Origin of the sequence: Micromonospora sp. DT68, from assembly GCF_049847245.1 — a bacterium.
Lineage (GTDB): Bacteria > Actinomycetota > Actinomycetes > Mycobacteriales > Micromonosporaceae > Micromonospora > Micromonospora profundi.
This window is the reverse complement of the sequence record NZ_JBNCNZ010000031.1, coordinates 1-25,803: the sequence shown is the minus strand read 5'-3', so window position 1 is coordinate 25,803 and position 25,803 is coordinate 1. Positions and strand designations below refer to the sequence as shown.

General features: G+C 69.0%; 24 protein-coding genes and 1 pseudogene. 17 read left to right on the top strand and 8 right to left on the bottom strand.

From position 1 onward, the window contains the following. Positions 1 to 516 precede the first annotated feature (516 nt). Complete coding sequence (locus tag ACPXB1_RS29965) at positions 517 to 999, top strand: sigma-70 family RNA polymerase sigma factor (RefSeq protein WP_425736119.1); 483 nt, start codon at positions 517 to 519, stop codon at positions 997 to 999. Positions 1,000 to 1,053: 54 nt separating this feature from the next. Here the strand turns inward: ACPXB1_RS29965 and ACPXB1_RS29960 are convergent, their stop codons facing one another. Next, the gene (locus ACPXB1_RS29960) at positions 1,054 to 1,800 is read right to left on the bottom strand and encodes a nucleotidyltransferase domain-containing protein (RefSeq protein WP_425736118.1); all 747 of its coding nucleotides are present in this window, start codon (positions 1,798 to 1,800) and stop codon (positions 1,054 to 1,056) included. Continuing rightward, positions 1,797 to 2,471, bottom strand: coding sequence for a nucleotidyltransferase domain-containing protein (locus tag ACPXB1_RS29955; protein ID WP_355593283.1), 675 nt, complete (start codon positions 2,469 to 2,471; stop codon positions 1,797 to 1,799). Before ACPXB1_RS29955 ends, ACPXB1_RS29960 begins: the two co-directional genes overlap by 4 nt. A 352-nt stretch (positions 2,472 to 2,823) precedes the next feature. Here ACPXB1_RS29955 and argS point away from each other — a divergent pair, with 352 nt between their 5' ends. Further along, entirely contained in the window at positions 2,824 to 4,542 is a 1,719-nt protein-coding gene (gene argS, locus ACPXB1_RS29950; RefSeq protein ID WP_425736120.1) for an arginine--tRNA ligase, read from the top strand. A gap of 12 nt (positions 4,543 to 4,554) precedes the next feature. Here the strand turns inward: argS and ACPXB1_RS29945 are convergent, their stop codons facing one another. After that, positions 4,555 to 5,325 (bottom strand): AraC family transcriptional regulator, encoded by a 771-nt coding sequence (locus ACPXB1_RS29945; RefSeq protein ID WP_355593281.1) that lies wholly within the window; start codon positions 5,323 to 5,325, stop codon positions 4,555 to 4,557. Between the two features lie 58 nt (positions 5,326 to 5,383). On the opposite strand from ACPXB1_RS29945, the gene ACPXB1_RS29940 reads away from it, so the two are divergent. From ACPXB1_RS29940 to ACPXB1_RS29925, 4 genes are all read left to right on the top strand, one after another. Beyond that, positions 5,384 to 6,556 carry an MFS transporter gene (locus ACPXB1_RS29940; RefSeq protein WP_425736117.1) on the top strand — a complete coding sequence of 391 codons (1,173 nt, stop codon included), beginning with the start codon at positions 5,384 to 5,386 and terminating at the stop codon, positions 6,554 to 6,556. A 48-nt stretch (positions 6,557 to 6,604) separates the two neighbouring features. Continuing rightward, complete coding sequence (locus tag ACPXB1_RS29935; protein ID WP_425736116.1) at positions 6,605 to 7,039, top strand: hypothetical protein; 435 nt, start codon at positions 6,605 to 6,607, stop codon at positions 7,037 to 7,039. Positions 7,040 to 7,058: 19 nt separating this feature from the next. Further along, positions 7,059 to 7,418, top strand: a complete 360-nt coding sequence (locus ACPXB1_RS29930) for a hypothetical protein (RefSeq protein WP_425736115.1) — start codon at positions 7,059 to 7,061, stop codon at positions 7,416 to 7,418. A gap of 238 nt (positions 7,419 to 7,656) precedes the next feature. Then, complete coding sequence (locus ACPXB1_RS29925) at positions 7,657 to 8,643, top strand: carboxypeptidase-like regulatory domain-containing protein (RefSeq protein WP_425736114.1); 987 nt, start codon at positions 7,657 to 7,659, stop codon at positions 8,641 to 8,643. On the opposite strand, the gene ACPXB1_RS29920 is transcribed toward ACPXB1_RS29925, so the two are convergent. Both ACPXB1_RS29920 and ACPXB1_RS29915 read right to left on the bottom strand, forming a co-directional pair. Next, entirely contained in the window at positions 8,638 to 9,075 is a 438-nt protein-coding gene (locus ACPXB1_RS29920; protein WP_425736113.1) for a hypothetical protein, read from the bottom strand. The two genes, ACPXB1_RS29925 and ACPXB1_RS29920, sit on opposite strands and share 6 nt — an antisense overlap. Before the next feature lie 68 nt (positions 9,076 to 9,143). After that, the gene (locus ACPXB1_RS29915) at positions 9,144 to 9,806 is read right to left on the bottom strand and encodes an MOSC domain-containing protein (protein WP_355593270.1); all 663 of its coding nucleotides are present in this window, start codon (positions 9,804 to 9,806) and stop codon (positions 9,144 to 9,146) included. 163 nt (positions 9,807 to 9,969) lie between these two features. Between ACPXB1_RS29915 and ACPXB1_RS29910 the strand changes: the two genes are divergently transcribed. Then, positions 9,970 to 11,229, top strand: coding sequence for a glycoside hydrolase domain-containing protein (locus ACPXB1_RS29910; protein ID WP_355593268.1), 1,260 nt, complete (start codon positions 9,970 to 9,972; stop codon positions 11,227 to 11,229). A gap of 145 nt (positions 11,230 to 11,374) precedes the next feature. Here ACPXB1_RS29910 and ACPXB1_RS29905 read toward each other — a convergent pair whose 3' ends face one another. Beyond that, complete coding sequence (locus ACPXB1_RS29905) at positions 11,375 to 11,545, bottom strand: hypothetical protein (protein WP_355628124.1); 171 nt, start codon at positions 11,543 to 11,545, stop codon at positions 11,375 to 11,377. Between the two features lie 460 nt (positions 11,546 to 12,005). On the opposite strand from ACPXB1_RS29905, the gene ACPXB1_RS29900 reads away from it, so the two are divergent. The 6 genes from ACPXB1_RS29900 to pflA all read left to right on the top strand — a co-directional run bounded on the left by ACPXB1_RS29900 (position 12,006) and on the right by pflA (position 19,222). Further along, on the top strand, positions 12,006 to 12,194 hold the full coding sequence (locus ACPXB1_RS29900) for a hypothetical protein (protein ID WP_355593264.1): 189 nt from the start codon (positions 12,006 to 12,008) through the stop codon (positions 12,192 to 12,194). Next, positions 12,191 to 13,144 carry an Acg family FMN-binding oxidoreductase gene (locus tag ACPXB1_RS29895; RefSeq protein ID WP_355593262.1) on the top strand — a complete coding sequence of 318 codons (954 nt, stop codon included), beginning with the start codon at positions 12,191 to 12,193 and terminating at the stop codon, positions 13,142 to 13,144. Before ACPXB1_RS29900 ends, ACPXB1_RS29895 begins: the two co-directional genes overlap by 4 nt. After that, entirely contained in the window at positions 13,141 to 13,617 is a 477-nt protein-coding gene (locus ACPXB1_RS29890) for a nitroreductase/quinone reductase family protein (protein ID WP_355593260.1), read from the top strand. The genes ACPXB1_RS29895 and ACPXB1_RS29890 overlap by 4 nt, the downstream gene beginning before the upstream one ends. A gap of 115 nt (positions 13,618 to 13,732) precedes the next feature. After that, on the top strand, positions 13,733 to 16,135 hold the full coding sequence (locus ACPXB1_RS29885; RefSeq protein ID WP_355593258.1) for a phosphoketolase family protein: 2,403 nt from the start codon (positions 13,733 to 13,735) through the stop codon (positions 16,133 to 16,135). Between the two features lie 97 nt (positions 16,136 to 16,232). Next, positions 16,233 to 18,470 (top strand): formate C-acetyltransferase, encoded by a 2,238-nt coding sequence (gene pflB, locus ACPXB1_RS29880; RefSeq protein ID WP_425736112.1) that lies wholly within the window; start codon positions 16,233 to 16,235, stop codon positions 18,468 to 18,470. Next, a complete protein-coding gene (gene pflA / locus ACPXB1_RS29875) occupies positions 18,470 to 19,222 on the top strand; it encodes a pyruvate formate-lyase-activating protein (protein ID WP_425736111.1) in 753 nt (250 codons plus the stop codon). The genes pflB and pflA overlap by 1 nt, the downstream gene beginning before the upstream one ends. A gap of 23 nt (positions 19,223 to 19,245) precedes the next feature. Here pflA and ACPXB1_RS29870 read toward each other — a convergent pair whose 3' ends face one another. Together ACPXB1_RS29870 and ACPXB1_RS29865 are read right to left on the bottom strand one after the other, a co-directional pair. Beyond that, positions 19,246 to 20,511 carry a prolyl oligopeptidase family serine peptidase gene (locus ACPXB1_RS29870; protein ID WP_425736110.1) on the bottom strand — a complete coding sequence of 422 codons (1,266 nt, stop codon included), beginning with the start codon at positions 20,509 to 20,511 and terminating at the stop codon, positions 19,246 to 19,248. 375 nt (positions 20,512 to 20,886) lie between these two features. Then, a complete protein-coding gene (locus tag ACPXB1_RS29865; protein ID WP_355593250.1) occupies positions 20,887 to 21,462 on the bottom strand; it encodes a DUF1028 domain-containing protein in 576 nt (191 codons plus the stop codon). Positions 21,463 to 22,119: 657 nt separating this feature from the next. Between ACPXB1_RS29865 and ACPXB1_RS29860 the strand changes: the two are divergent. The 4 genes and pseudogenes from ACPXB1_RS29860 to ACPXB1_RS29845 all read left to right on the top strand — a co-directional run. Then, positions 22,120 to 22,377 (top strand): annotated as a pseudogene (locus ACPXB1_RS29860) (ADP-ribosylation/crystallin J1); the annotation flags it as partial. Positions 22,378 to 22,995: 618 nt separating this feature from the next. Further along, positions 22,996 to 23,544: an aspartyl/asparaginyl beta-hydroxylase domain-containing protein gene (locus tag ACPXB1_RS29855; RefSeq protein ID WP_425736109.1), complete on the top strand. Its 549-nt coding sequence runs from the start codon at positions 22,996 to 22,998 to the stop codon at positions 23,542 to 23,544. A 194-nt stretch (positions 23,545 to 23,738) separates the two neighbouring features. Continuing rightward, positions 23,739 to 24,761, top strand: coding sequence for a hypothetical protein (locus tag ACPXB1_RS29850; protein ID WP_355628129.1), 1,023 nt, complete (start codon positions 23,739 to 23,741; stop codon positions 24,759 to 24,761). A gap of 155 nt (positions 24,762 to 24,916) precedes the next feature. Beyond that, positions 24,917 to 25,558: a DUF4291 domain-containing protein gene (locus ACPXB1_RS29845; RefSeq protein WP_355628132.1), complete on the top strand. Its 642-nt coding sequence runs from the start codon at positions 24,917 to 24,919 to the stop codon at positions 25,556 to 25,558. The last annotated feature ends 245 nt before the right edge of the window (positions 25,559 to 25,803 follow it).

The window sequence follows — 25,803 nt, the reverse complement described above, 5'->3', positions numbered from 1 at the left end:
CGCCAGCACATTGACCGACACCGCTTCCGGCATCGCCCACCTCCACAACATCATCCTCGCGGGGTGACACCAGCACCGCTGCCGGGCAACGCCTTCACCGAGTTACGAGACATCCTTTAGGCGAGCAGTTCGGACGGGACCGCTGCTACCGGCGGCTGCGGCCGGACGCTTGTGAACTCCGACCACCCGGCCCCGTAGTGCAGGGCGTGATGTCATCCCGTGGACCGCTGGTGAGCCGCGAAGCGGAGACGTATCCCGCTCGCGTGGCTGGCCCGCTACAGCGGAGCTGCGGGCCGCCGTCCATCTCTATCTCATTTACCGAAACTCGCAATCTCGGCCTGGGTAGGGCTTCGTGACGCCATTTCCGCGCATTGTTTAATGCAGCGGAATGGCACATCACAAACTAATTCACTGGCAATAGAGTAGGAATTTACAGGCGGTCTCCTACGCTTCCCCCCGAACTGTTGACGCCGATGGGGGAACACGATGGCGACGTCACCTGATATCGAGGCGCACATGCGCGAGCTCCACTTGGCCAACGGCGGCGCGCTGCTCCACTACCTGAGGAGACTGACCCCGCCGGGCTCATCCTGTACCGCCGAGGACCTGGTGCAGGAGACCATGGTGAGAGCCTGGCGCAACCTCGACCAGATGCCCTCCGGCCCGGAGCCGCAGCGGCGCTGGCTGTTCAAGGTTGCCCGACGCCTGGCTATCGACGCGTACCGCAAACGGCAGACGCGGCCCGTGGAGGTCGGCCTGGCCGAGGCGGACCTGTCGCCCCCGGTGAACGCCGCTGCGGAAACGGCGATCGCATCGCTGACCCTGCGGCGCGCCGTCGGCGAACTCGGCCCTGCCCAGCGGTCCGTGCTGCTCGAACTGTATGTGAAGGGCCATTCCGCCGGCGAGGTCGCCGACCGGCTCGGCCTTCCCGTCGGCACCGTCAAATCACGCGCGCACTACGGAGTGCGGCATGTGCGCAGGGCGCTGATGAGCGGCTGAACGGCAGGGTGCCCGCGCCCGGCAGGCCACCTCGGGAGGGACCGGTCGGCGAGCTCAACCCAGCCGGGTACGCACCACCAGGTCGTGCAGGGCGTCCACCGCGGCCGGATCCACGTCCCCGGGCAGCGCCGAGGAGTCCCGGGCCGTCTCCAACTCGGCGCGCAGCAGCGGCACGTCGGTGGCGAGTCGCTGCGCAGCGCCCGTGGGGAGCGGTCCGTGTTCGGCCTCCCGTTTGGCGGCGATGAGATCCGGCACGTACAGCAATCCTGCTCCGAGCACACCGAGGTCCGTCTCCAGACGGCCGGTCCGCATCAGGTGGATGCCGGTGAGCAGGACCCGCAGCGTGTACAGCGCGGGCTTGAGCTGCCCGGTCCTGGCGTACAACTTCTCCTGGGTGGCCGCGAACCCGAGGTAGTGGTGCGCGTGGTGCCGGGTGACCAGTCGCGGGGCCAGAGAAACCAGCTCGGCGTGCACCGCGCTGGTCACGACCACCAGCGGCGACAACACCTGCTCCAGAACGTAGCCGTTGCGGCTGTTCAACAGCTTGGCGAACTTCAGCAGATCGTGGCTCACCACGTCCAGCTCGACACCGTCACGCACGCCCATGTGCTGCAACGTCTGCGGCCCGGTGCGCAACCCGACCACCTCCTCGGGCGCGAGCAGGTGCGCGGCTCGCAGATCCAGGTCGGAGTCGACGGACGCGAACCCGTACAGATGCGCACCGCTGACCGTGGCGAACAGCAGCGGGCGGGGCAGGGCGCGGACTGCCTCGGCGGCCCACGGCGGCACCTCGATGGTCACTGCAGGTTCCTTTGCCGTACGCCCGTGAGCAGCCGATCCACTTCATCCCGGTCGGGCTGTTCGGGAAGCGCGGTGGTGGCGGCTGCATCGGCGAGCTCGACAAGTAGGTCAGCCCCCCACGCGGCGACCTCGTCCCAGGGCAACTCGCCGCCCCGCACCGCGAGCAGCCGGTCACGCAGGTGGCGAACGTCGACCAGCACTTCCCCGGTACGCAGCACGTGCACCCCGGCGACAAGCAGCCGGATCATGTGCATCGCCTGTTTGTGGTTCGTCTCGCCGGTACGCGCGCGGCGGGCGGCCACCCGGTTGAGCTGATCGCGGGCGTAGCTGCCGTAGGTGTCCGCCACCCGCCTCGACAGGAACGCCTGCCGCGCCGCCAACAACCGTTCCCCGTCGACGGTTATCGACTCGACCAGCGGGGACCAGAGCACCTCCAGAACCGTCGGGTTGCCTTGCAGGGCAAGCACGCAGAAGCGTTCGAACTCCCAGGAGAACTGCTCCGCCGCCGGACCGTCGAGGTGGGTGGGCGGCTTGTCGAGACGCCAGAACGCCTGCGTGGGTGCCACGTACACACCACGCCGGTCGTAGTCGGAGTCCGGGCCATGCAGCCCGTACGCCCGCGACCCGACCACGACGGCGAGGGCCGTATGCCGTTCGACAAGCTCGATCACGCCCGGGAGGCTACCCAAGCACCGGCCCGCATGCGGGCCGACCCGGCATCGAACTGCGACTCCAGTGCTCGGCTCGTCTGTTCTCTACGTGGTCGGGCTGCCGGTTAATGGCGTTGCGCGGCAGATCCGCCAGGTTAAGCTGACGGCATGATCAGCTCGCCCGCGTACCCGAAGGCGTCCCCCGACGTCCTGTTCGGCGCGCGGCGACGCCGGCGGCACCACGACCGCCTGCGCTGAGCAATCTTCTCTGTGACCGGCGGATCGAGCCGCCGGTCATCGTCGATCGTCCTCGGTCCGCCCGCATCCTCATCCGGTGATCCGCGCTGCGGGTCCGAGCGAGATCGGCGTACCAATGGATTTGGAGAAGCTTCTGACCGACCGGCTGGTGCCGGCGTTCGCGACGGTGGCGGGCGAACCGGTCGACCCGGTCGTGCGGCGCTCCCAACGGGCTGATTTCCAGTCCGACGCGGCGTTGGCTCTGGCCCGGCGGCTCGGTCGACCGCCGCGCGTCATCGCCGCCGAGGTGCTGCGGCACGCTGAGCTGGCCGACCTGTGCAGCGTGGCGGAGCTTTCCGGCCCGGGCTTTCTCAACCTGACCGTCTCCGACGCCGCCTTGACCAGGCTCGTGTCCGCGCTGGCGGTCAGCTCGCGGCTGGGCGTGCCTGTGGTGGCCGCGCCGGAGACGGTGGTGGTCGACTACTCGGCGCCCAATGTGGCGAAGGAGATGCACGTCGGGCACCTGCGGTCGACGGTGATCGGCGACGCGGCGGCGCGCCTGTTGGAGTGGCTGGGGCACCGGGTGCTGCGGGCCAATCACCTGGGCGACTGGGGTACGCCCTTCGGCATGCTGATCGAGCATCTGGCCGACCTGGGCGGAGCCGACGCGGCGCAGGAGCTGTCGATGGGTGACCTGGACTCGTTCTATAAGACGGCTCGGGCCAAGTTCGACGGCGACGAGGCGTTCCGGGAGCGGTCGCGGCGGCGGGTCGTGGCGTTGCAGGGCGGCGATGAGGCGACATTGCGGCTGTGGCGGTTGCTTGTGGAGCAGTCCGAGCGTTACTTCCTGACCGTTTACGACCTGCTGGACGTGACCCTCACCGAACGGGACTTCCACGGTGAGAGCAGCTACAACGATCTGCTCGGCGCTGTGGTCGAGGACCTGGACCGCCTCGGGCTACTGCGGGAGAGCGAGGGCGCGGCCTGCGTGTTCCCGCCCGGTTGCGCCGGACGCGACGGCGAGCCACTGCCGTTGATCGTACGTAAATCCGACGGCGGGTACGGCTACCCGGCGACCGACCTGGCGGCGATCCGGCACCGGACGGCCACGCTGGGCGCGACCAGGCTGCTCTACGTGGTCGGCCTGCCGCAGCGGCGACACTTCGAGATGGTGTACGCCGTCGCCGCGCAGGCCGGATGGCTGACCCCGCCGGCCCGGGCCGAGCACGTCGGGTTCGGCTCGATCCTCGGGCCGGACGGACGGATGCTGCGGAGCCGGGCCGGCGGTTCGGTGAAGCTGGTGGGGCTGTTGGAGGAGGCAATCGCTCGGGCCACCGCACTGGCTCGGCAGCGGAACCCGGAGTTGGGCGAGGCCGAGGCGGCCGAGGTCGGCCGGGCGGTGGGCATCGGCGCGATCAAGTACGCAGACCTGTCCAGTGACCGGCACCGGGACTACGTGCTCGACTGGGAGGGGATGCTCTCGCTGGACGGCAACACCGCACCCTATCTTCAGTACGCGTACTCGCGGATCCAGTCGATCTTCCGGCGCGCCGGCGTGGCGGCCTGCCCGGAAGCGGGGATCTCGCTGGCCGAGCCGGCCGAGCGGGCACTCGCCTTCGAGCTGCTCGGCTTTGCCAGAGTGGTCGACGAGGTGGCCGTGAACCTGGAGTTCCACCGCCTCGCCGGGTACCTGTACCGGCTGGCCGCCACGTTCAGCACGTTCTACGAGCGGTGTCCCGTGCTGCGGACGGACGGACCGGTCCGGGAGAGCCGTCTGGTGCTCTGCGACCTGACCGCCCGGGTGCTCCGGCAGGGGCTCCACGTGCTCGGCATCCGGACCCCGGAACGGATGTGAGCAGGCCCGGTGTCACGCCTCGTCATCGTTCAGGTACCGCTGGTACCTGCCCGGCGTGACATGGAGGACGCTCCGGAAGAGGGCGATGAACGCGCTGGTGGAGGTGAACCCGCAGCGGTGGGCCGTTTCATTTACCGAGCGTCCGGCCGCGAGGTCGTCGAGCGCGGCGGCGAGCCGCAGCATCGCCCGCCACCGGGGAAAGCTCAGGCCGAGTTCGGTCGCCATCAGCCTGCTCAGCGTGCGCTGGCTGGTGGCAAGTGCTCGCGCATGCTGAGTGAGGCCGCGTTGGTCTGCGGGATCCTGCCGCAACGTTTCGGCCAGTGCGACAAGTCGCGGGTCGCGGGGCTCGGGTAGCCGCAGGCACGATCTACGGGTCGGTCCTCTCGACGCGAGTTCCTGCACCAGGACCGCGTGCAGCGCGGGCCGCTCGGTTCCGTCGCGGTGGTGGTCGACGAGCGCCGGGACGACGTGTCGCGCCAGTTCGGTGAGGAAGACGAGCGTGGGTTCGCCGGTTCCCGTAAGGGTCGATGGCGCGTCGACGAGCAGCACTGTGGCGATGACGCTGCGGGTGTGCGCCAGATGGGCGTGGGGCAGCCCGGCCGGGACGAACAGCGCGTACGCGGGTCCGGCCACCACCCACGTTCCCGTGGGAGTGGAGATCCCGACCACCCCGCAGGTGGGAACCAGGAGCTGCGGCACCCGATGCGTGTGCCGAGGGATCGACTGTCGATCCTGCAACGGGATCCGCCGGTACGCGCTGGCTGCGTGGCTGTTTTGCGACATCGGCTGGCACGATACGCCGTACCGGCTGAAGCGGAGGTCGGCGCAGGCTGGGCTGGTGATGAGACAGCCACGCGGTCGCGCATCCGATTCGTCGGTCCTCGCCGTCGGTCACAGCGTGAACGACCTGTACCAGGGCGCGGTGCCCGCACTGCTGCCCTTCCTTGCCGCTGCCCATGGCTGGACGTACCTGATGGTCGGGGGCCTCACCCTCGCGGCGACCGCGCTGTCCGCGATCACGCAGCCGCTGTTCGGCTGGCTGACCGACCGTCACCATCTCGCCTGGCTCGTTCCGGCCGGCACCACCCTGGCGGCGGTCGGCATCGCGCTCAGCGGCCCGGCCACGAGTTACGCGGCGACGTGCGCCGCGCTCGCCGTCTCCGGCCTCGGCGTCGCCGCCTATCATCCGGCGGCGGCGCGACTGGCCCGGGCGGCGGCCGCCGGCAGCCATCGGGCCATGAGCTGGTTCGTCTTCTCGGGCAACCTCGGCGTGGCCGTCGCCCCGCTGCTCGTCGCTCCCATCGTCGCGATGGCCGGACTGTCGGCGACGCTCTGGCTCCTGGCACCAGCGCTTGTCATGGCGACCGTCACCGTCCGCCTCCTGCCGGCGACCCGACGTCTCAGCGTCCCGGCGGCGACGCTGCCCGCCACAGTCTTGTCGCCACCCGCCGACGACTGGGCAGCCTTTCGTCGGCTCACGGCCCTGGTTGTCCTGCGTTCCCTTGTGACGTACGGGCTCGGCACCTTCGTCGCGCTGTTGCTGAACGAACGCACCGGCACGGTCATAGCCGGCCAGGCGGCGCTACTGCTGCTCGCCGCGACCGGGGCGCTCGGCACCATCGCGGGGGGCGTGCTGGCCGACCGTCACCGCGACCGGGTCCGACTGATCCGCAACGCCAACCTATGCGTCGTTCCAGGCCTACTCATGATCGTCGTACTGCCCGGCTGGTCCGGGTTGCTGGGAGTCGCCGTCACCGGAGTCAGCCTGTACGTGCCCTTCTCCCTGCACCTGACCCTCGGACAGGACTACCTTCCCGGTCGGGTGGGCACCGCGAGCGGTCTCACTCTCGGTCTCGCCGTCAGCGCCGGCGGACTCGCCGCGCCGGCACTGGGCGCGCTAGCTCAGGCGACATCCCTGCCGGTGGCCATCGCGGCGCTTGCCCTCAGTCCGATGGCGTCCCTGCCGGTGCTCAGGACGATGAACGAGCCGGCCGCCCGCGCAGCTGCGACGTGAGTACGCCGACTCATGCCCGAACGGAGTGCCCCACCCATGCTGGACCGCGTGACGGCTGAGAAGGTTGGGGCAGGCCGGCGGGGCGGCCCGATCGTGGGGCTCCTGGTCCTGGTCTGGGTCTGCGGACTGATCGCGGCGGCTGGATGGTGGGTGGCGATCGGCCTGGAGCAGTGGAGCGTCAGCTACGGCGACCAGCCCGACGAGTTCGAGAGCCTCAGACGTCGGGCGAGTGTGGCCCTGCTGGTCGCCGCGTTTGTGGCGACCGCCGGGCCGGCCGTCATCGCGCTCGTCGCGTACCAGCTGCGGCAGGTACGCACCGCAGTTGTCTTCCTTGTGCTGACCGTCGTGATCGCCGTGCCCGCCGCACCGATCGCCGTGCTCACAGCCCGGGACCTCGATCCGCCGCCGGCACCGACCATGCCCGGCCCGCCGGGGCACTGCGTGGAACACAGCGGCGGGGACACCCGCTGCCCGGGCGGCTGACGGACTCGTACTCTGAGGCATGCTCGAAGCCGGCAGCCGCACGCGTAGCCAGCCGCCTCCACCGGCCATCGTCTTCGAGGCGCTCACCAATCCTGACCGTGACCCGACGCGTCCCTGGCTGTGCCTACTCGACGACGAGCAAACTCCGCAGATCCTGCACGCGGAGCACCCGCACCTGGTCCTCTGGTCGTCACTTTGGCCCCGGCGGCCCGATGCCCAGGTGCGTTTCGACCTGGCGCCCGACGGCACACAAGGCACGCAGTTGCGCTGGACACTGTGGGTCGCCGAGCCTTTGCCCGACCCGCCGCTACTGGGACACCTGCGCAAGCGGCTCAACGAACTGATCAACGCGGACCTACGCGCCACATTCGGCCAGTAGGCAACCCACAGCTGCGTACGTTGAAGCTGCTCAATGGACATGTACGGGCGGCCAACCCGTTCACATCCCGCCCTGGCACGGTTGGGCCCTCCGGCGAGACGTCGGAGGTGGGATCGCGCGACCCGTCCCGGACAGGGCATAGTGGCCCGCGGCGGCATCGACCGGTGTTGCCCGCGTTTGGAAAGGGTGGTTGGAAGTGACGACACGCTTACGTGTCCGATGGACCCGAGCGGCCGCATTGATCTCGCTGACCGCGGGCACGCTCGCGGTGTCGGCGGCACCCGCCACTGCCGCTCCGGAAACCGTCCGCATCCTGAGCGTGTCGGCCGAGAACGTGAAACCCAACGAGACGGTACGCGTGCAGTACCGCGTCACCAACACCGGAAAACGAGCCGAAACGGCCATCGTGGTGGTCGGCGGCGGCCTGCGATGCACCTCTGGATGCAGGGTAGAGCCCAAACTCGGACCTGGCCGGAGCCAGACCTTCGACACCACGCTCGTCGCCCCCTCGGCGCGCCCGGGTGAGACCACCGGCCTCAACATCTCGATCGGCGTACGGCTTGCCGGGCAGAACAGCTATGACCACAAGATGGTCTACGTCCACGGCCCAGGTGCATCGCCGTCCAGCGCAGACAAACCGGCTGCCGGGGTGAGCGGGGTCTCCGGCAGGGTCCGCGACGCCGCCGGAAAGGCAGTCAGCGGCGTGGACCTGACAATCCAGGACAGCGCCGGGCACGAATACCGGACGACCAGCAACCCCAGCGGCCAGTTCTCGGTCACATCGAGCGCCGGCAAGACGATCGCCGCAGGAACCATCACTGTCCGCGCGGCCAAGGACGGTTACCGCACCGCCCGCACGACCGTACGGGGCAGCGCCGGTGACGTCGCGACCGTACGGCTCACCCTCTCCGCGGTGGCGACGCCCGCCAAGACGTCGACGTCGCCCTCTGCGGAGGAAAGCCCTCTCGCCGCAGCGGGCGACGTCACCTCCGAGGCCGCGCCGCCCACCCTCAAGGCCGTCAGTGACGAGGGCAGCAGTTCGTCGCTGTTCTTCCTCCTGGGCGGCCTGCTGTTCGCCGCGGGCTTGGGCGCGCTCGCACTGGTGGTGATGCGTCGAAGGAACGCACGGGAGGCGGATGATCCCTCGACCCAACCGTTGGCGCCGACCGGTGGGGCCATGGCCGACGCTCCGACAGTTGTCCTGCGGCCGTTGAAGCCTCTATAGATCGTCGGGCCACCAGTGCGGATCAAGGCTCCTGCCGTGACCGTGAGGGCATCGTCCGTAGCCCGTGTTTGAGACGTTCCAATGCTGGCGGCAGTACGGGGCATCGCACTGGCTGCACAGGCCGGCGTCGTCGTAGAAGCCAGCGGTGGTTACGGCCGCGTACCGGTACGGCTGGGCGAAGGCATCGGCGATCCGTTCCGCCTGCGCCACGTCGACCGGTTGGCCGGATCCGTTGCCCGCCGCGATCCCGGAGAACAGCAGCCACCACTGATCGCCTCCGCCGCCCTGCCGGGCAGCGTTGTAGGTGTTGCGCTGCGCCGACGGCCAGCGCCGCCAGTCAGCAGGTCGGGCGCCGGGTGGGACGAGTTCGACACGTGCTGACGGTCGCCCACACGCCGCGCACGGCGGCTCCGCTACGAGGGCCTGGAGCATGGGTCATCATTCCGTCCGTCGCCACCTGGTGCCTTGGATGCACCTCGTCGCGACCACTCGATCACGAGCTACCGTCGTCGGGGAAGCCGCTCCGCGAGGGTCTCACGCAGATCGTCAGGTAGCCCGTCGACCTCGACCAACTCAGGCAGCAGTTCCGGCTCGGTCATGTACGCACGAAACGCCATCGCGATCGACACCCCGTGCGCCGGACGGTCCTCCACGCTCACCACGTCACCGGCCCGCACCTCGCCCGGCTCCACCACCCGCAGGTAGGCGCCCGGCCGGTTCGCCCTGGCGAATGTCTTCACCCAGCCCGGCTCGCCCATCTTGTGCTGGAACGTGACGCACGGAATGCGACCGAAGGTCGGCTGCAGGACCAACCGTGCGCCGACGCGCCACCGCTCGCCGATGACCGCGCCGTTGACGTCGACCCCCTCGGTCGTCAGGTTCTCGCCGAATAGGCCGTTGGACAGCCGCCTGCCCAGCCGCGCCTGCCACCAGCCGTAATCTTCAAGCGCGTACGCGTAAACGGCCTGGTCGTCACCGCCGTGATGCTCGACGTCGAAGATCCGGTCGCCGACCAGGCCGCTGTGCAGCCCGGTCGTCTTTGGCCCCGGCGCGCGTACGGTGACCGCGTGGCCCACCGGCTGCTTGTTGATACCCGTGACACCAACACCCTTGGCCGGGTTGGGCTCCGGAACTGCCAGGTTCACCGAAACGATAGTGCTCACATCCGGCAACCTAGCCGCCCTGACCACCGCACGCCGAGCAGTTTTTCTGCGTCGTGCTCGTTCGCGTCGAGCGCCTCGGCCCCCTATTGCCGCTCGTCGATTCGTGGTAGAAATCCGTCACGTAGGCCATCAACGGCCAAGGTTTTCTTCACATGGAGGCGACGTGCGGGTCTTCGCCAGCTGGCTTGTGGGTCTCACCGTTGCCGCAGGGGTCGTGGCACCGGCCGGCTCGGTCGCGGGTGCCACGACACCCGTACCAACCTCGACCGCCGTGGCGCCGCTGGCCGCCGGCCCGCAACCCGGCACCTTCACCGGCCGGGGGTTCGACACCTGCACGGCGCCGTCACAGGCCGCCATGGACACGTGGCGGGCCAGTTCGCCCTACGGCGCGGTAGGCATCTACATCAGCGGGGACAGCCGCACGTGCTCCCAGCCCAACCTCACCGCGACATGGGTGACCAACCAGACCAACAACGGATGGCGGCTGCTCCCCATCGAGCTGGGTTACCAGGCGCCGTGCGGCACCCGCGCTCCGAAGATGTCAGCCGATCCCACCACGGCCCGGTCACAGGGCGTCTCCGCGGCGAACAGGTCCGCCAACGCCGCCCAGGCACTGGGCATCGGCAGTGCGAGCACCATCTACAACGACATCGAGCAGTACCCGTCCAACGCGTCGTGCCGGGCCGCCGTGCTGTCGTTCCTGTCCGGCTGGGTCGAGCAACTGCACGCGCGCGGCTACCTCGCCGGCATGTACTCCAGCGGCTCGTCCGGCATCAAGGACGTCTGCGACGCGTACGACAACCCGAGCTACCGGCGACTCGACCAGATCTGGATCGGCTGGTGGAACGGGGTGGCCGACACGCGGGCCGGCAGCTACTGCCCCGACGCCTACTACGCGAACCAGCAGCGGGTGCACCAGTACGCCGGAGACGTCACCGAGACGTGGGGTGGCGTGACGATGAAGATCGACCGAAACTACCTCGACCTGAGGGTCACGCAGACCCCGCCGCAGCAGTGGACCACGACCATCGACAACAGCACCTCGGGCGGATTCACGGCGAGCACCGCATGGGGCACCTCGGCCTACTCCGGCCAGCGGTACGGCACCGACTACCGGTTCGCGAGCCCGGTGTCGTCAAGCGACGTCGCCTGGTTCCGGTCGACGATCCCGGCAACCGGAAACTACGAGATCTCGGTCTGGTACCCGGCCGACGCCGGCTACAACGATCAGACGCCGTATCTGGTGGCGACCACCACCGGCAACAGGTCGGTGTCCGTCAACCAACGCACCAATGGCGGCCGGTGGGTCTCGATCGGTGTGTTCACCCTGGCAGCCGGCACCGGCAACACGGTCGGCGTGAGCCGCTGGACCGGCGGCACCGGGCTGGTGGTCGCCGACGCGGTACGGATCACCCGGGCCTGAACTCTCACGTCGGGTGCCCGCCCGCAGCAGGGCGCCGCCGGTCCGCCGCCGGACCTCAGGCGCGGGACGGGACGGCGGGCGGTCAGCTTCGGCGGCGTCGGATCCGTCTGACACCTCGCGCTCGGACGGCCCGAACCGTCACCGGCTAGGCCGGCTCGCGCACACCGTCGTCGCCGCCGTCATCCGGCATCGGTTCGACCGGGGCCTGCGGCAGTTCGTCGGGCGTGTCCGGCAGCAGTTCGCTGGCGTCGTCCGGTACGGGTTCACGCGGGTCGATGGGCGGATACTGTTCGGGGTCGAGGTCCGGTCCAGTCATCCAGCGAGTATCCGTCACCTTCGGCGCTGCCGCTCGGGGGACCGAAGGGTCACGCCACGGAGACCAGCGGACACCGCTGCTATCGGCCTCACGTCGCATGGCCGCCACGACCTCAGATGCCGTCCGGGGTCGTCAGCCCTTCCGTGGCCACGGCCGTATCGATGACCGAAACGGGAGTGCCAAGTTCGACGGCACGGGAGACGGTGCACAACCGATCGTGGGACTGCTTCAACGACCGGGGCAGTGCCTCGCGCGCCCTGTCACCCTCCGGCCCCGCCGGGAACGTCACGACGACCATCGGGTACGGCCGCCGGGCCGGTGGTCCCGTCCTCACGGGTCCCTCGGCCATTCCGGCACCGATCGGTGGGGGCCTATGTTCGAGGCGACGCCGCGTACTACGGACCGGCGACCGCCGGCTGACTCGGCCGGGAGGGCCCGCTTCGCTCAGGAAGGAGAGGTCATGAAGGGAACCGTGCTCCAACGGCCTGGGCGGTGGCTCACGTGGGGAGCCACCGCTGCCGAGGTGAGGGCCACGCTGCCGGGTGACGAATTCCTTGCCGATCCGGACATCGTCTCCACCCGGGCAGTCACAATCGACGCGCCACCCGAGGCGGTCTGGCCCTGGCTTGTGCAGATGGGCACCTCATGAACGTGCTCACCCGGTGCGTGGCGGCGGCGACGCTCGCCCCGTCGCTGCACAACAGCCAGCCATGGCGTTTCCGGGTCACCGACCAGGAAGTGCGGGTGTACGCGGACCGCAGCCGCCAACTCGACGCGCTGGACGCGTCCGGGCGTGAACTGCTGATCAGTGTCGGTGCGGCCCTGTTCACCCTGCGGCTGGCCCTGCGGGCGCAGGGATGGCGGACGACGTACGTCCTCTTCCCGGAACCGGACTCGCCCCAACTGGTGGCCCGGGTGCTGCTCGACCGCGAAGACCCACCGCCGGAAGCCGTGACGACGCTGGCCGAAGCGATCGCCCGGCGCCACACCAACCGGTGGCCCTTCGCCGACTCGGTGGTCTCCGCCGACGCGATCGAGGAGCTGAGACTGGCCGCCGCAGACCAGGGTGCGGCACTCACGATCGCCGGCCCGGTCGCCCGCAACGCCATCCTGGGGCTCGGACACCAAGCCGAGCGCCAACTGCGCAACGAGGGCCGCTATCGGGCCGAGCTGAGCCGCTGGACGAGGCCCACGCCGGGCCGCCACGATGGCGTTCCACCGGCCGCCATCGGACCCTGGGACGCCCTCGAACGGATGCCGATCCGGGACTTCGGCCTCGTCCACCCGCAACCCTGGCGGACGAATGAGTTCTTCGAGGCGCACCCGACAATCGCCGTGCTCGCGACGCTCGGTGACAGCCCGGAGAACTGGGTCCGCGCCGGTCAGGCGTTGCAGCACGTCCTGCTCGTGGCCACCCGGCTGCGGTTGGCCACCACACCCATCAGCCAACCGATCGAGGTTCCGGCCGTCCGCGAACTGCTCACCGACACCGCGGCCGACCGCTGGGCTCAGATGATCATCCGGATCGGATACGGACCGCAGGCCGCGGTGACACCGCGCCGGCCACTGTCCGAAGTTTTGAAGGAGAGCGACCAGTGATCATCTCACGGTCATGGCGCAAGCGGATGTACCGGGGCGGTCGCCCCGGCCGCCTGGCCCGGGTGCTCAACCGGATCGCCGCCGCCCAGCACAGCAGCGGGTTCCTGGCCCCGTCGGCCTGGGTGACTCTGGAAGTGGTCGGCCGCAGGAGCGGGCGGACGGTGGCCTTCCCGTTGGTGATGACCATTCATGACGGGCAGCGCTACCTGGTCTCCATGCTCGGGCGCCGGGCCAACTGGGTGGCCAACGTCCGGGTCGCCGACGGTGCGGCCACCCTGCGGCATGGCCGGCGGGAGCCGGTCCGGCTGGTCGAGGTCGACGTGGCGCACCGAGCGCCCATCCTTCGCGAATATCTCGCCAAGGCACCGGGCGCCCGGGCGCACTTCCCGATCGACAGGCACTCCTCACTCGCTCAGTTCACTGAGATAGCGCCGGAGTACCCGGTATTCCTGATCACACCAACGGCGCACTGAGGTCCCGGAACAGGGGCCGAAGGTCCTTCCGCTTCCGGCATGCGGCCCCGGGTGGCCGACCCCGGCTGGGCCTAACGTAAGTCCTGACAAGACGAGATCTGTGAAGGGAACCACCGTGACCACGGTCGTATCCGAACTTCGTACGCTCGACGAACTCGATGACACCGAACTCGCCCGTCTGGACGCCTGGTGGCGGGCCAACAACTACCTGACCATCGGGCAGATCTATTTACAGGGCAACCCGCTGCTGCGTGAGCCCCTGGCGCCTGAGCACATCAAGCCACGCCTGCTCGGCCACTGGGGAACCAGCCCTGGCCTGTCGCTGATCTACGCGCACGTCTCCCGGCTGATCCGGCGCACCGGTCAGCAGGCGATCTACCTGGCCGGTCCGGGTCACGGCGGCCCGGCACTGGTGGCCGCCGGCTATCTGGAAGGCACCTACAGCGAGATCTACCCGGACGTCAGCCAGGACGAGGCGGGGATGCTGCGCTTGTTCCGGCAGTTCTCCAGCCCGGGCGGCATCCCGTCGCACGTGTCGGTGACCACCCCCGGCTCCATCCACGAGGGCGGCGAGCTGGGCTACGTCCTGGTCCACGCATTCGGCGCGGTAATGGACAACCCGGACCTGCTGGCCATCGCCGTGGTGGGCGACGGCGAGGCCGAGACCGGACCCCTCGAGGGCTCCTGGAAGGGCGTGTCCTTCCTCAACCCCGAACGAGACGGCGCGGTCCTGCCGATCCTGCACCTCAACGACGCCAAGATCGCCGGTCCCACGGTGCTGGGGCGCAAGGACCCCGAGGAGGTACGCAGCCTGCTGCGTGGCCACGGCTACGACGTCATCGAGGTCGAGGGCTCCGACCTGCCCGGCATGCACCACCGCTTCGCGGCTGCCCTCTCCACTGCCTGGACGAAGATCCGCGACATTCAGACCGCCGCCCGTGACGGTTCCTGGGACGGCACCCGTCCCACCTGGCCGCTGATAATCCTGCGGTCGCCGAAGGGCTGGACGGGGCCGGACTCCGTCGACGGGATCACCGTCACGGGCACCTGGCGGTCACACCAGGTGCCGCTGTCCGGCGTCAAGGACAACCCGGAGCATCTCGCGCTGCTCGAGCGCTGGCTCAGGTCGTACCGGCCGGAAGAGTTGTTCGATTCCTCGGGCGCGCCCGTGGCGGCGATCCGGGACCTGGCACCCGACGGTGACCTGCGGATGAGTGCCAGCCCGCACGCCAACGGCGGGGTGCTGACCCGCGATCTGGACCTGCCGGACTTCCGTTCCTACGCGGTCGACGTGCCCCGACCCGCGCAGCAGCGGACCGAGTCGACGCGCAAGCTGGGCGAGATGATGCGCGACATCTACACCCGCAACGCCGACCGGTTCCGGTTGTTCTGTCCGGACGAGACGAACAGCAACCGGCTCGGCAGCGTCTTCGAGGTCTCCGACCGCGCCTTCATGGAGCGGGTGACGCCGGAGGATGTGGCGATCAGCCGCGACGGCCGTGTCATGGAGGTGCTCAGTGAGCACAACTGCCACGGTTGGCTGGAGGGCTACAACCTGACCGGCCGGCACGGCATGTTCGCCACGTACGAGGCGTTCGCCATGGTCAGCGCCTCGCAGACCGTGCAGCACGGCAAGTGGTTGCAGGAGGCCAAGCACCTGCCGTGGCGCGAGAAGGTGCCCAGCCTCAACGTGCTGCTCACCTCGACGGCGTGGCGCAACGACCACAACGGTTTCTCCCACCAGGGGCCGGGCCTGATCCAGGTGGTGCTCACCCAGCGCGGCGACGTCGCCCGGGTCTACCTGCCGCCGGACGCCAACACCCTGCTGTCGGTGGCCGACCACTGCTTCCGGTCGCGGTCGTACATCAACCTCATCGTGATCGACAAGCAGCCGCAGCTGCAGTACCTCTCCATGGACGAGGCGATCGAACACTGCGCCCGTGGGGCGGGGATCTGGGAGTGGGCCGGCACCGACGACGGCACCAGCGACCCCGACATCGTCCTCGCCTGCGCCGGCGACGTCGTCACCATGGAGACGGTCGCGGCGGCACAGATCCTGCGCGACAGGCTTCCCGGCCTCAAGGTCCGCGTGGTCAACGTGGTCAACCTGATGACCCTGGTCCGGCCCAAGGACCACCCGCACGGCATGAGCGAGACCCTGTTCACCGAGCTGTTCACCGACGACGTCGACGTGGTGTTCTCCTTCCACGGCTACCCCGGCGCGATCCACCAGCTCGTACACGGTCGCCCGGACGCGGACCGCTTCCGGGTCCGCGGCTTCATCGAGCAGGGTACGACCACCACCCCGTTCGATATGACGGTGCGCAACAGGGCATCGCGGTACCACCTGGTGATGGACGCCATAAACAACGCCAAGCGTCTCCCCCGCGGCGCCGCTGATCTCAAGGCGTGGTGCCAGAGTCAGCTCGACCGCCACGAGGCGTACGTGGTGGAGCACCTGGAGGACATGCCCGAGGTCCGTGACTGGGCTCTCGGCGACTGGGCCGCGCGCGGCTGAGATCGGAGGTCCCGGACGGTCCCGACCGTCCGGGACCTCCGGCCCTTAACGGTGGGGTCGTTCCTCGGCCAGGCTGGGAGGAGACGAAGGAGGGGCAATGGCCACCACATCCCACGAGGCCTGGCGCGGGTTCCGCGGCACCGTCTGGCGCGACACGATCGACGTCGGCGGGTTCGTCCACGACAACGTCGAGCCGTACACCGGCGGGCCGGAGTTCCTGACCGGGCCGACGCCCCGCACCGAACGGATCTGGCGGCAGCTTCAGCAGATGTTCGTCGAGGAGCGTCGTCGCGGGGTCTACGACGTCGATCCCCACACCCCCTCCACGATCACCTCGCACGAGCCGGGCTACCTCGACCGGGACCACGAACTCATCGTTGGCCTGCAGACCGACGCGCCGCTGCGCCGCGCGATCATGCCGAACGGCGGGCTGCGGATGGTGGAGGCCGGTCTCAAGGCGTACGGCTTCACCCCCGACCCGGCCGTACAGACGATCTTCAGCCGGTACCGCAAGACGCACAACGACGGTGTGTTCGACGCCTACCCGGCCGACGTGAAGGCCGCCCGCCGCTCGCACATCATCACCGGACTGCCGGACGCGTACGGCCGTGGCCGGATCATCGGCGACTACCGGCGCGTCGCGCTGTACGGGGTGGACCGCCTGATCGCCGAGCGCCGGGCCGTCAAGGCTTCGCTCGACGCCCAGCTGTCGTCGGAGGACGTGATCCGCGACCGTGAGGAACTGGCCGAGCAGATTCGGGCGCTGGACGAGCTGCGGAACATGGCCGGCCAGTACGGTTGCGACATCTCCGGTCCGGCGAGCACCGGCCGCGAGGCGATCCAGTGGCTGTACTTCGCCTACCTGGCGGCCACCAAGGAGCAGAACGGCGCGGCCATGTCGCTGGGCCGGACCGCCGCCTTCGTCGACACCTACCTTGAGCGCGACATCGCCGAAGGACTGCTCACCGAGCAGGAGGCGCAGGAACTCGTCGACGACTTCGTCATCAAGCTGCGGATCATCCGGTTCCTGCGCACACCGGAGTACGACCAGTTGTTCTCCGGCGACCCGACCTGGGTGACCGAGTCGCTCGGCGGGATCGGCCGCGACGGCCGCCCGCTTGTCACCCGCACGAGCTTCCGCTACCTGCAAACCCTGTACAACCTGGGTCCGGCCCCGGAGCCGAACCTGACAGTGCTGTGGTCGCCGGCGCTTCCCGAGGGGTTCAAGCGGTTCTGCGCCCAGGTGTCGATCGACACGAGCGCCATCCAGTACGAGAACGACGACCTGATCCGACAGGCGTACAGCGACGACACCGCCATCGCCTGCTGCGTGTCGGCCATGCGGGTGTGCAAGGACATGCAGTTCTTCGGCGCTCGCGCCAACCTCGCCAAGGCCCTGCTGTACGCGATCAACGGCGGTCGCGACGAGATGACCGGCGAGCAGGTGTTCGTCGCCGAGCCGATCGCCGACGACATGCTCGACTTCGACGCGGTGATGGCCGCGTACGACCGGACGCTGGACTGGCTTGCCGAGACCTACGTCGACGCGCTCAACGTCATCCACTACATGCACGACAAGTACGCTTACGAGCGCATCGAGATGGCACTGCACGACTACCCGGTGCACCGCTTCCTCGCCACCGGCATCGCCGGCCTGTCGGTCGCCGTGGACAGCCTCAGCGCCATCAAGCACGCCCACGTCAAGGTGCTGCGCGACGAGGTCGGCCTGGCCGTCGACTACGCCGTGGACGGCGACTTCCCGACGTACGGCAACAACGACGACCGCGCCGACGCGATCGCCGTCGACCTGGTCGAACGATTCATGGACAAGATCCGGCGGCAGCCCACCTACCGGGGCGCCGAGCCGTCGCTCTCGGTCCTCACGATCACCTCGAACGTGGTCTACGGCAAACACACAGGCAACACGCCCGATGGGCGGCGCGCGGGTGAACCGTTCGCTCCAGGCGCGAACCCGATGAACGGCCGCGACACGCACGGCATGGTCGCCGCCGCGCTGTCGGTCGCCAAGCTGCCGTACAGCAGCGCGCGCGACGGGATCTCGCTGACGATCACCGTCACCCCGGACGGCCTCGGCCACGCCCGTGACGAACGGATCACCAACCTCGCCGGAGTGCTCGACGGCTACACCGACGGCAGCGGCTTCCACATGAACGTCAACGTGCTGGACAGGGCCACTCTCGAGGACGCCATGGCCCACCCGGAGAAGTACCCGCAGCTGACCATCCGGGTCTCCGGGTACGCGGTGAACTTCGTCAAGCTCACTCCCGAGCAGCAACGCGACGTCATCTTCCGGACCTTCCACGGATCGCTGTGATGGCCGCCGCCGTCAGAGAGCAGGTGACCGGCTCGCTCCACTCCTTCGACATCTCCACCGGAGTGGACGGGCCGGGCACCCGGTTCGTCGCGTTCCTGGCCGGCTGCCCGCTGCGCTGCCTCTACTGCCACAGCCCCGACACCCAGTACCGCCGTTACGGCCGACCCACATCCGTCAACGACCTGCTCACCGAGATCCGCCGCTACGAACGCTTCCTGAAGGTCGCGCACGGCGGCGTCACGGTGAGCGGCGGCGAGCCGTTGCAACAGCCCGCCTTCACCGGCGAGGTGCTGCGAGGCTGCAAGGAGATGGGGCTGCACACCGCCCTGGACACCAGCGGCCTGCTCGGCGACCGCGCCGACGACGCGCTGCTCGACGCCACCGACCTGGTGCTGCTCGACATCAAGTCCGGCGACCCGGCCACGTACCGGACAGTGACAGGCACCGGGCGGCTGACGCCGACAGTGCGGTTCGCGCGCCGCCTTGCCGACCGTGGTACGCCGATCTGGGTCCGTTTCGTCCTCGTGCCCGGCCTCACCGACGACCCGCGCAACGTCGACGCCGTCGCGTCCATCGCTGCGGACCTGCCCACCGTCGAACGCGTCGAGGTCCTGCCCTTCCACAGGCTCGGCGCTCAGAAGTACGCCGCCCTCGGCCTGCCGTTCCCGCTGGAGGGCACGCCGCCGCCGGATGAGGCGCTGCTGCGTCGGGTCCGTGGCCAGTTCCACGATCACGGGCTGACGGTGTACTGACCGCGCGCGCGGCAGGCGGCGGATCACCGCCGACGGCTGGCCATCCACTGCCAGATGTGGGTGCCGTTGCGGCTCGGGTCGTTGCGGGCCACGTAGATCCAGGACCAGTGACCGGGGAACTGGTAGCCGTTCCATACGACGTGGTCGTACAGGGTGACCAGTGATCCCGGAATGAGGTTGTGGGCGTGGATCGTGTTGGTCTCGGGCGGCACTGTGTCGTCGTCGCGCGAGGTGACAAGCCAGGTCGGAGTGTCGATCCCCGCCAGCTCCGCGTCGGTGATCAGCGGCGGGCCGCCTCCGCCGAGCGGCTCGACGACGCCGCAGATCGGCACCGACGCGGCGAACAGGTCGGGATAGGCAACTGTCATCTCCAGGGACATGTAGCCGCCGTTGCTGCAACCGGCCACGTAGATCCGGTCGCTGTCGACACGCTTGCGGCGTACGAGGTCAGCGACGACTTCGCGGATCAGCGGGGCGAACCGGGGGCCGTCCTCCATCCAGTAGGAGGTGCTCTGCGGAGCGACGACGTACGCGCCGGAGAAGATCCGTTGAGCCTCCGGAGTGGCGAAGCCCAGCGCGCCGCGGTTGGCGCGCAGCGTGGTCTCGTTGTCGTAGTAGTCGTCGGGCAGTGAGGCACCCTCGCCACCGCCGTGCAGCCAGAGGATCAGCGGCCGACGACCGTGGCGGGGCGAACGCTGCGGAGAATACAGCCGGTACTTCATGCCCGAACCCGAGACGTGGTGGCTGAAGGCGTCCACCTCGGGGTTCGACAACCGCCCCTGCACGAAGCGGGTGATGGTGACCGGCGGGCCGTGACGCCGGACGAGCGGGGCGTTCTGCGTGATGGTGTAGACGAGGTCCAGCTGGACGTTGCGGCCCCTGCTCAGGACGTAGCCGAGGGTGCCACCGCCGGGTTGGCCTTCGGCGTGGCTCAGCTCCAGCACGATGTTTCCGTGCCTGTCGAGCCGGGCCGCGGTCACCGTACGGTCCAGGTCGTACTCGCTGAAGATCAGATCGCCGGGAGCGATCGGGATCGGGCTGGTGGCCTTGGCATGCACTGTGAACGTGTCGGCGGTGAGCGTGGCGGCGTCGATCGGCCCGAGCCGGCCGGTGTGGAGAGTGACAGAGGTGACCTGCTCGCCGCCGTCGAGCGTTCTCGCGTCGAGGGTGAAGCTCACGCTCGTGGAGTGGCGGCCGCCAGCGTGGGAGGCGGCGCCGGGCAGCGCCAGGCCGATGGCGGCACCGGCGCCACCGGTCAGGACGGTGCGGCGAGTGACAGACGTTGACATGCGGCCCCCGACACCTTGTTACGTAGACGTTCGTCGATAATTTCAACCTAGTGTCGCCGTGATCCGCTGGCAACCGGTGCCGCCACTGGTGATCAGGGCACGGGCCGGGTGCGGGTGGTTGGCGCCCGGCCTTCGCGGCGTCCGCCACCGGTCGCACCGCTATCGAGGAAGCTGTGCGTCCAACGGCGCCGTGATCGCGAAGTTCCTGTCGATCGCCTCAACCAGGGCTGGCCCCTTCTGCTGCACTCCGACTCGTGCGGCCCACCCGGCGAGGGCGTCGAGGATGCCGACCAGGTCCCGCTGCGCGCCGCCCAGCAGCCCGGGCAGCGCACTGCGTGGCAGGGGCCGGATGGCTCCCCAGCCGAGACGGGCCGGCTACCTCGACGCCTGTCGGGCCGCCTCGCCCATGGGGTCCTCACGCGTCGGCAACTGCTCGATGGTCGGCAGCACCTCGGCCTGGAACACGCCATACAGCCGGCGCAGCTCCAACGCGGGATGCTCGGCGTCGTCGACACGCACGAGCCGTTCCACCAGGTCGAGGCCCCGGCTGTCGTCGAATGCACCAACGATCGCCGCGAGGGTTTCCGGCCCCACCAGGCGGTTGCCCTGCACCGCGTAACCGGGCCCGGTGTGGTGCCCCGCCCAGTCCCGCGTGCGCGAGCCGGTGAAGGCGTACGAGTGACCCTGGCGTTCGACCATCCCGACCTGCCGTACCTCCCGGCCCGGGTCCCGGGCCAGCAACTCGGACAGGACGTCCTCCGGCGAGCGCCCCTCGCCGAGCAACGGCAGGCCGTCGTACGCCACGAACGGGTTGGGGGTGGCCTGGGCCGCCACCGCGCCAGCGCCGGACTGGACGTGTGCGACGAGCTTGCCGACCGCAGGCCGAGCCGTCAGAGCCCCCACCCCAAGCCGACCGGTACGCGGACACCGCGCCGCGATCGAGAAGGTCACGGTCGGCGCGTACCCGCACTGCCGCCGCCCGGCGGCTGTGCTGATCAGTGATGGGTGCTGACAACGGGCCCCACCAACGGATCAGCCGCTTCGACGGTTGCCCCACTGGCGCGGGCTCTGGACCGAGCCTCGGCCGCCGATGTGCTGACCCTTTCCGAATGGTTGAGGCGAGGCAACCTTGCCCTTCGCGCGCCGGGCAGCCCGATTTTCATGAACGGCAGGCTGCTCGGCCTCGGCGGTGGTTGAGGCTTCGGCATCCGCCGCGTGGTCGTCCTGGACGGGCTCAGGCTCCGGCATCGGGTTCTCCCTGGATTGGTGGGTGCCCTGCGGATCATCGACAGCCGACGGATGCGGACTACTCAACGCCGGTGTGGGCACCCATGACGGTATCGCAACGCCGAGCCCCGCCGATCGACGGTCTCTCAGCCTCGATGGGGTCGTCGCCGCGAAGCCGGCGCAGGCGCGGGTGCGCAAGGCGCCGGGCTCCACCGCCATCAGCCGGGCTCCACCGCCATCACCTGAATGCCCAGCGGCGCGCCCCTGCGGGGAAGAACCTCGGTCATGGCCTCCTGCTCCCGATCGTCCCGAATCGGCGTTGACCGCTGTGCTGGCCGATCCTGATGCCATCCGTCATGTCATGCAGGGATGACATGACTGTCGGGGTGGCGGTCTTGGCCACCACGCCTGGCGGACCAACCGATCTTCTACCCCGTCCTCAACCGCTGGTACGCCACGAAGATCGCCCGCGAGTGGAACGTCCCCGCCGACGGTATCGGCTACGTAACCCGGTTCGACGTCGAGCGGTCGTACCTGGACCGTTACGAGGTTCACCAGGCCGGTGACCGCGACGTGCTGGAGTATCGGATCCCCGCCGAGGAGCTTGCCGACCTCAACGCCCACATCGTCGGCGCCATCATCGAGGAAGCCGAGTACCACGGCGCAGTGAACGACCACGAGTTCACCACCGCCGACAAGGCCCTGGGCCGGTCTCTGCCGGCCGCTTGGCGAACCTACCTGCAAGGTGAGTCGTGGACCCGGCGAGGTTGGATGTCCAGCGGAGCCTACGTTTGGCTCAACTCACCACGCGAGATGCTCGAAGTCCATGACGCCTGGGACCACGCCACCGACGCGCATCCCGGCATCGCGATCATCGGCAGTGACGGCTCACGGGAACACCTTGTGCTCGACCTGCGCAGCAACCCCGCACCGGTGCTACTGGCCGACATCACCAGCAGTGGCTGGGAAGATGCGATCCGGCAAGCCGACGATGTCAGCCAACTCATCGACCGCATCGAGGCAGGCACCTTCGGATTCACCTTCGAGGATTAGCGGACACGGCGAGCATGACCGACCACGCACCTCGCGCCTAATGCCTTGACCACGAACGTTGGCCGAGTTGGGTGTCACACCGGTCCGGGTCCACGCGGCGACGACCGCGAACGGTGTAGGTACGAACAAGGGCCTATCTTGATGTGGCTCCACGGAGCGGCGTCGTAGCCCACACCACCCGACGTTGGTGCATCATGGTTTCTCATGTTCGTGGACCAGCAGCAGTTCCCTTTCCTAGCCGACGTTCGAGCACTGTGGGATGCCATTCGGGATGAGTGTCTTGCTCTCCCGCATGAGACCTACCAGCCGTGGGTCCAACGCGAGATGTACGGCCAGGGCTGGAGTGTCTACGGACTTGTCGCCTTCGGCGAGCGGATCGAGGAGGCGCTCGAGGCATGCCCGAACACTGCTTCCGCGTTGACGAAGGTCCCTCACCTGACGACCGCTGGGTTTTCTCGAATGGCTCCTGGCACCCACATCAAGCCACATCAGGGATGGGTTACTACCGTTTACCGCGCGCATCTCGGACTCGTCGTGCCGCAGGACTGCGCGCTGCGAGTGGGCGACGAGACTCGCCAGTGGCGCGCGGGTGAAACCTTCGTCTTCGACGACACCGTCACGCATGAGGCGTGGAACTACGGCACCAGCGACCGCGTTGTGCTCCTGTTCGACTTCCATCGTCCCGGCTGCGAGGACATGCCGCAGGATGAACTGCCGGCCTCGGTGGCCGGCTTCGTACGGCGCGGCAGATGAGACAGACACCAGAGCGCTCCACGGCCCCGTCTCATCCTCCCGTCCCGAGAACCCCGCCGACCGGTCGTAGTCATGGCTTGGGTGCGCCCTGGACCGCGACTCGGTACCGGGGTGTCGTTTGATGGGACAGCATTCTGCACTGCCCGGGGGGAACGTGGTCTCAGGCCGGTCGATCCGGATGGAAGGATGGGTCGATGCCTGACGAGGACGTGGCGTGGTACCAGCGGCTGCTCGAAGCGAAGCCGGATCTGGTCGACTTCGTGGAGTGCTGGACGGTTGTCCAGCCGCTGACCAAGCCCGTCACCGTGCCAGAGGCGGCCCGCCGGCTCGGCGGGGACCCGGCCGACATCGAGCAACTTGCCGGGTGGGACTTCGAGGAACATTTCGGGACGGTGCACCTGCACCAGATGGGGCCCGCCGTGGTCATGGTCCAGACCGCGGGTTGCGAGGGCGTCCGCGACGAGGCTCTGCGGTGGTTGTCCGACGGCGCCGCGGTACACAGCTCTTGGTGGGGCGCAGCTAACGGGCGCAGTTTCCTTTGCTACGCCGCCTTCGGCAAGGTGCTGACCCGGCTGGAAAGCCTCAACGACGACCAGCCCGCCGGCGAGCAACCCACGGCCCTCGACGAGGATCGCGCCCCGCTGCGCGACGACCTGGACTACCCCGCCCAGTTGGCGTTCGTCGAGCGGCGCACCGGCATCCGGCTGGACCCTGCCTGGTTGGACCAGCCGCACCCGACGGTGGCGCTGCGCACGCCGATCCCCGACGATCCACGCCCACCGGGCACGTTCGGCGCGGCGGACCCGGACCTGGCGGCCATGTTCCTGCTGGCCGACGAGTCGACGCAGCGCACCGCGCTGCGCTGGGTGCTCGACCTGCTCGCCGATGAGCAAGACCTGCGTGCCGAGTCCGCAGTCCGCGCCGTGCTCGACGCGTTGCCGCACGGCTGGCCGAGCGGCGAAAACCTGTCACACCAATTACACGCCTTGCGGGTGCGGCTGACGCAGGAGCTCAACGAAAGCCCCGGAGGGTCGCCGGAGCGCTGGCGGCGGTATTACCGCATGCGCGCCGGCGAAGCCGTCGCCGCGACAGTCGCCGGCTTGCCCGGCCGGTCGTACCCACCGGACACCCTGTGGTACGCCGAACAGGCGTTTCCACAACGGTGGCCAGCCATCCGCGCGGAATTGTGGCGGCGGGCACGGCATCAGCGCCGGTAACCGGCCGCCCGCATGACAGCTGAATCATCGTGACCGATAGTGACGATCGGTAGGCGGCAGACGCGAATGCCGCCGAAGGTTCAGTTCGGCTTGGCACTCGCATCGATGCGGAATCTCGGTGGAACGGTCGAGTGCCGATCGGTGAGGATCGGGGGGTGCCTGTTCCCGCCCGTCAGATCCGCGCCCGCTACTCCTCCGACACCATCACCGTGTACCAGGCGTATTCCCCGCAGATCGCATTGCCGGCGGTGGCAGCCGGCCGCTTCGTAGCCCCCTTCAAGCGGGACCGGATGACGTGGATCAAACCGTCTTTCCTGTGGATGATGTACCGCTGCGGCTGGGCCACCAAGCCGGGGCAGGAACGCGTGCTGTCCATCGACATCACGCTGGAGGGATTTGAGTGGGCGCTGGCGCGGGCCTGCCTGAGCCACTACGACCGAGACCTGCACGGGGACAAGGCGACCTGGTCACGGCACCTGAAGACTAGCCCGGTCCGAGTGCAGTGGGATCCGGAACGGTCCCTGCATCTGACGGCGTTGCCGCACCGGTCACTGCAGGTCGGGTTGTCCCGCGAGGCTGTGGACCGGTACGTCGACGACTGGGTTGTCACTATCACCGACATCACCCCCACCGTGCAGCAAATCCGAGAGCTCCTGCGCGGCGGCAACGAACAGGCGGCAGCAGCTCAACTGCCTGTCGAGCACGTCTACCCGCTACCGGATCAGATCGCCACCGGCCTCAACGCCAGCCCCGACCTCGCCACCGACAAAGCGCCCGAGCAACCGCACGGACAGTGACGGCCGCTCGCAGGCCGACGCGCCCTGGTAGCGGCATGAGCGCGCGCCTGATCAAGTGGTCCTGGCGACGCGCCGCGCCTGGTCGGCGGTAGATGTGCGCACTGTCTCGACCCTGTGGCCGCGCGTTACGGGTCGAGTGGTTCGATGACCTGCTTTCGGGCGTGTTGGTAGATGACGGAGCTGCGGAACCCGACGATTTCGCGGCGTCCGCTGAACTTGTCCATGAGGAAGGAGTGCAGGCTGTC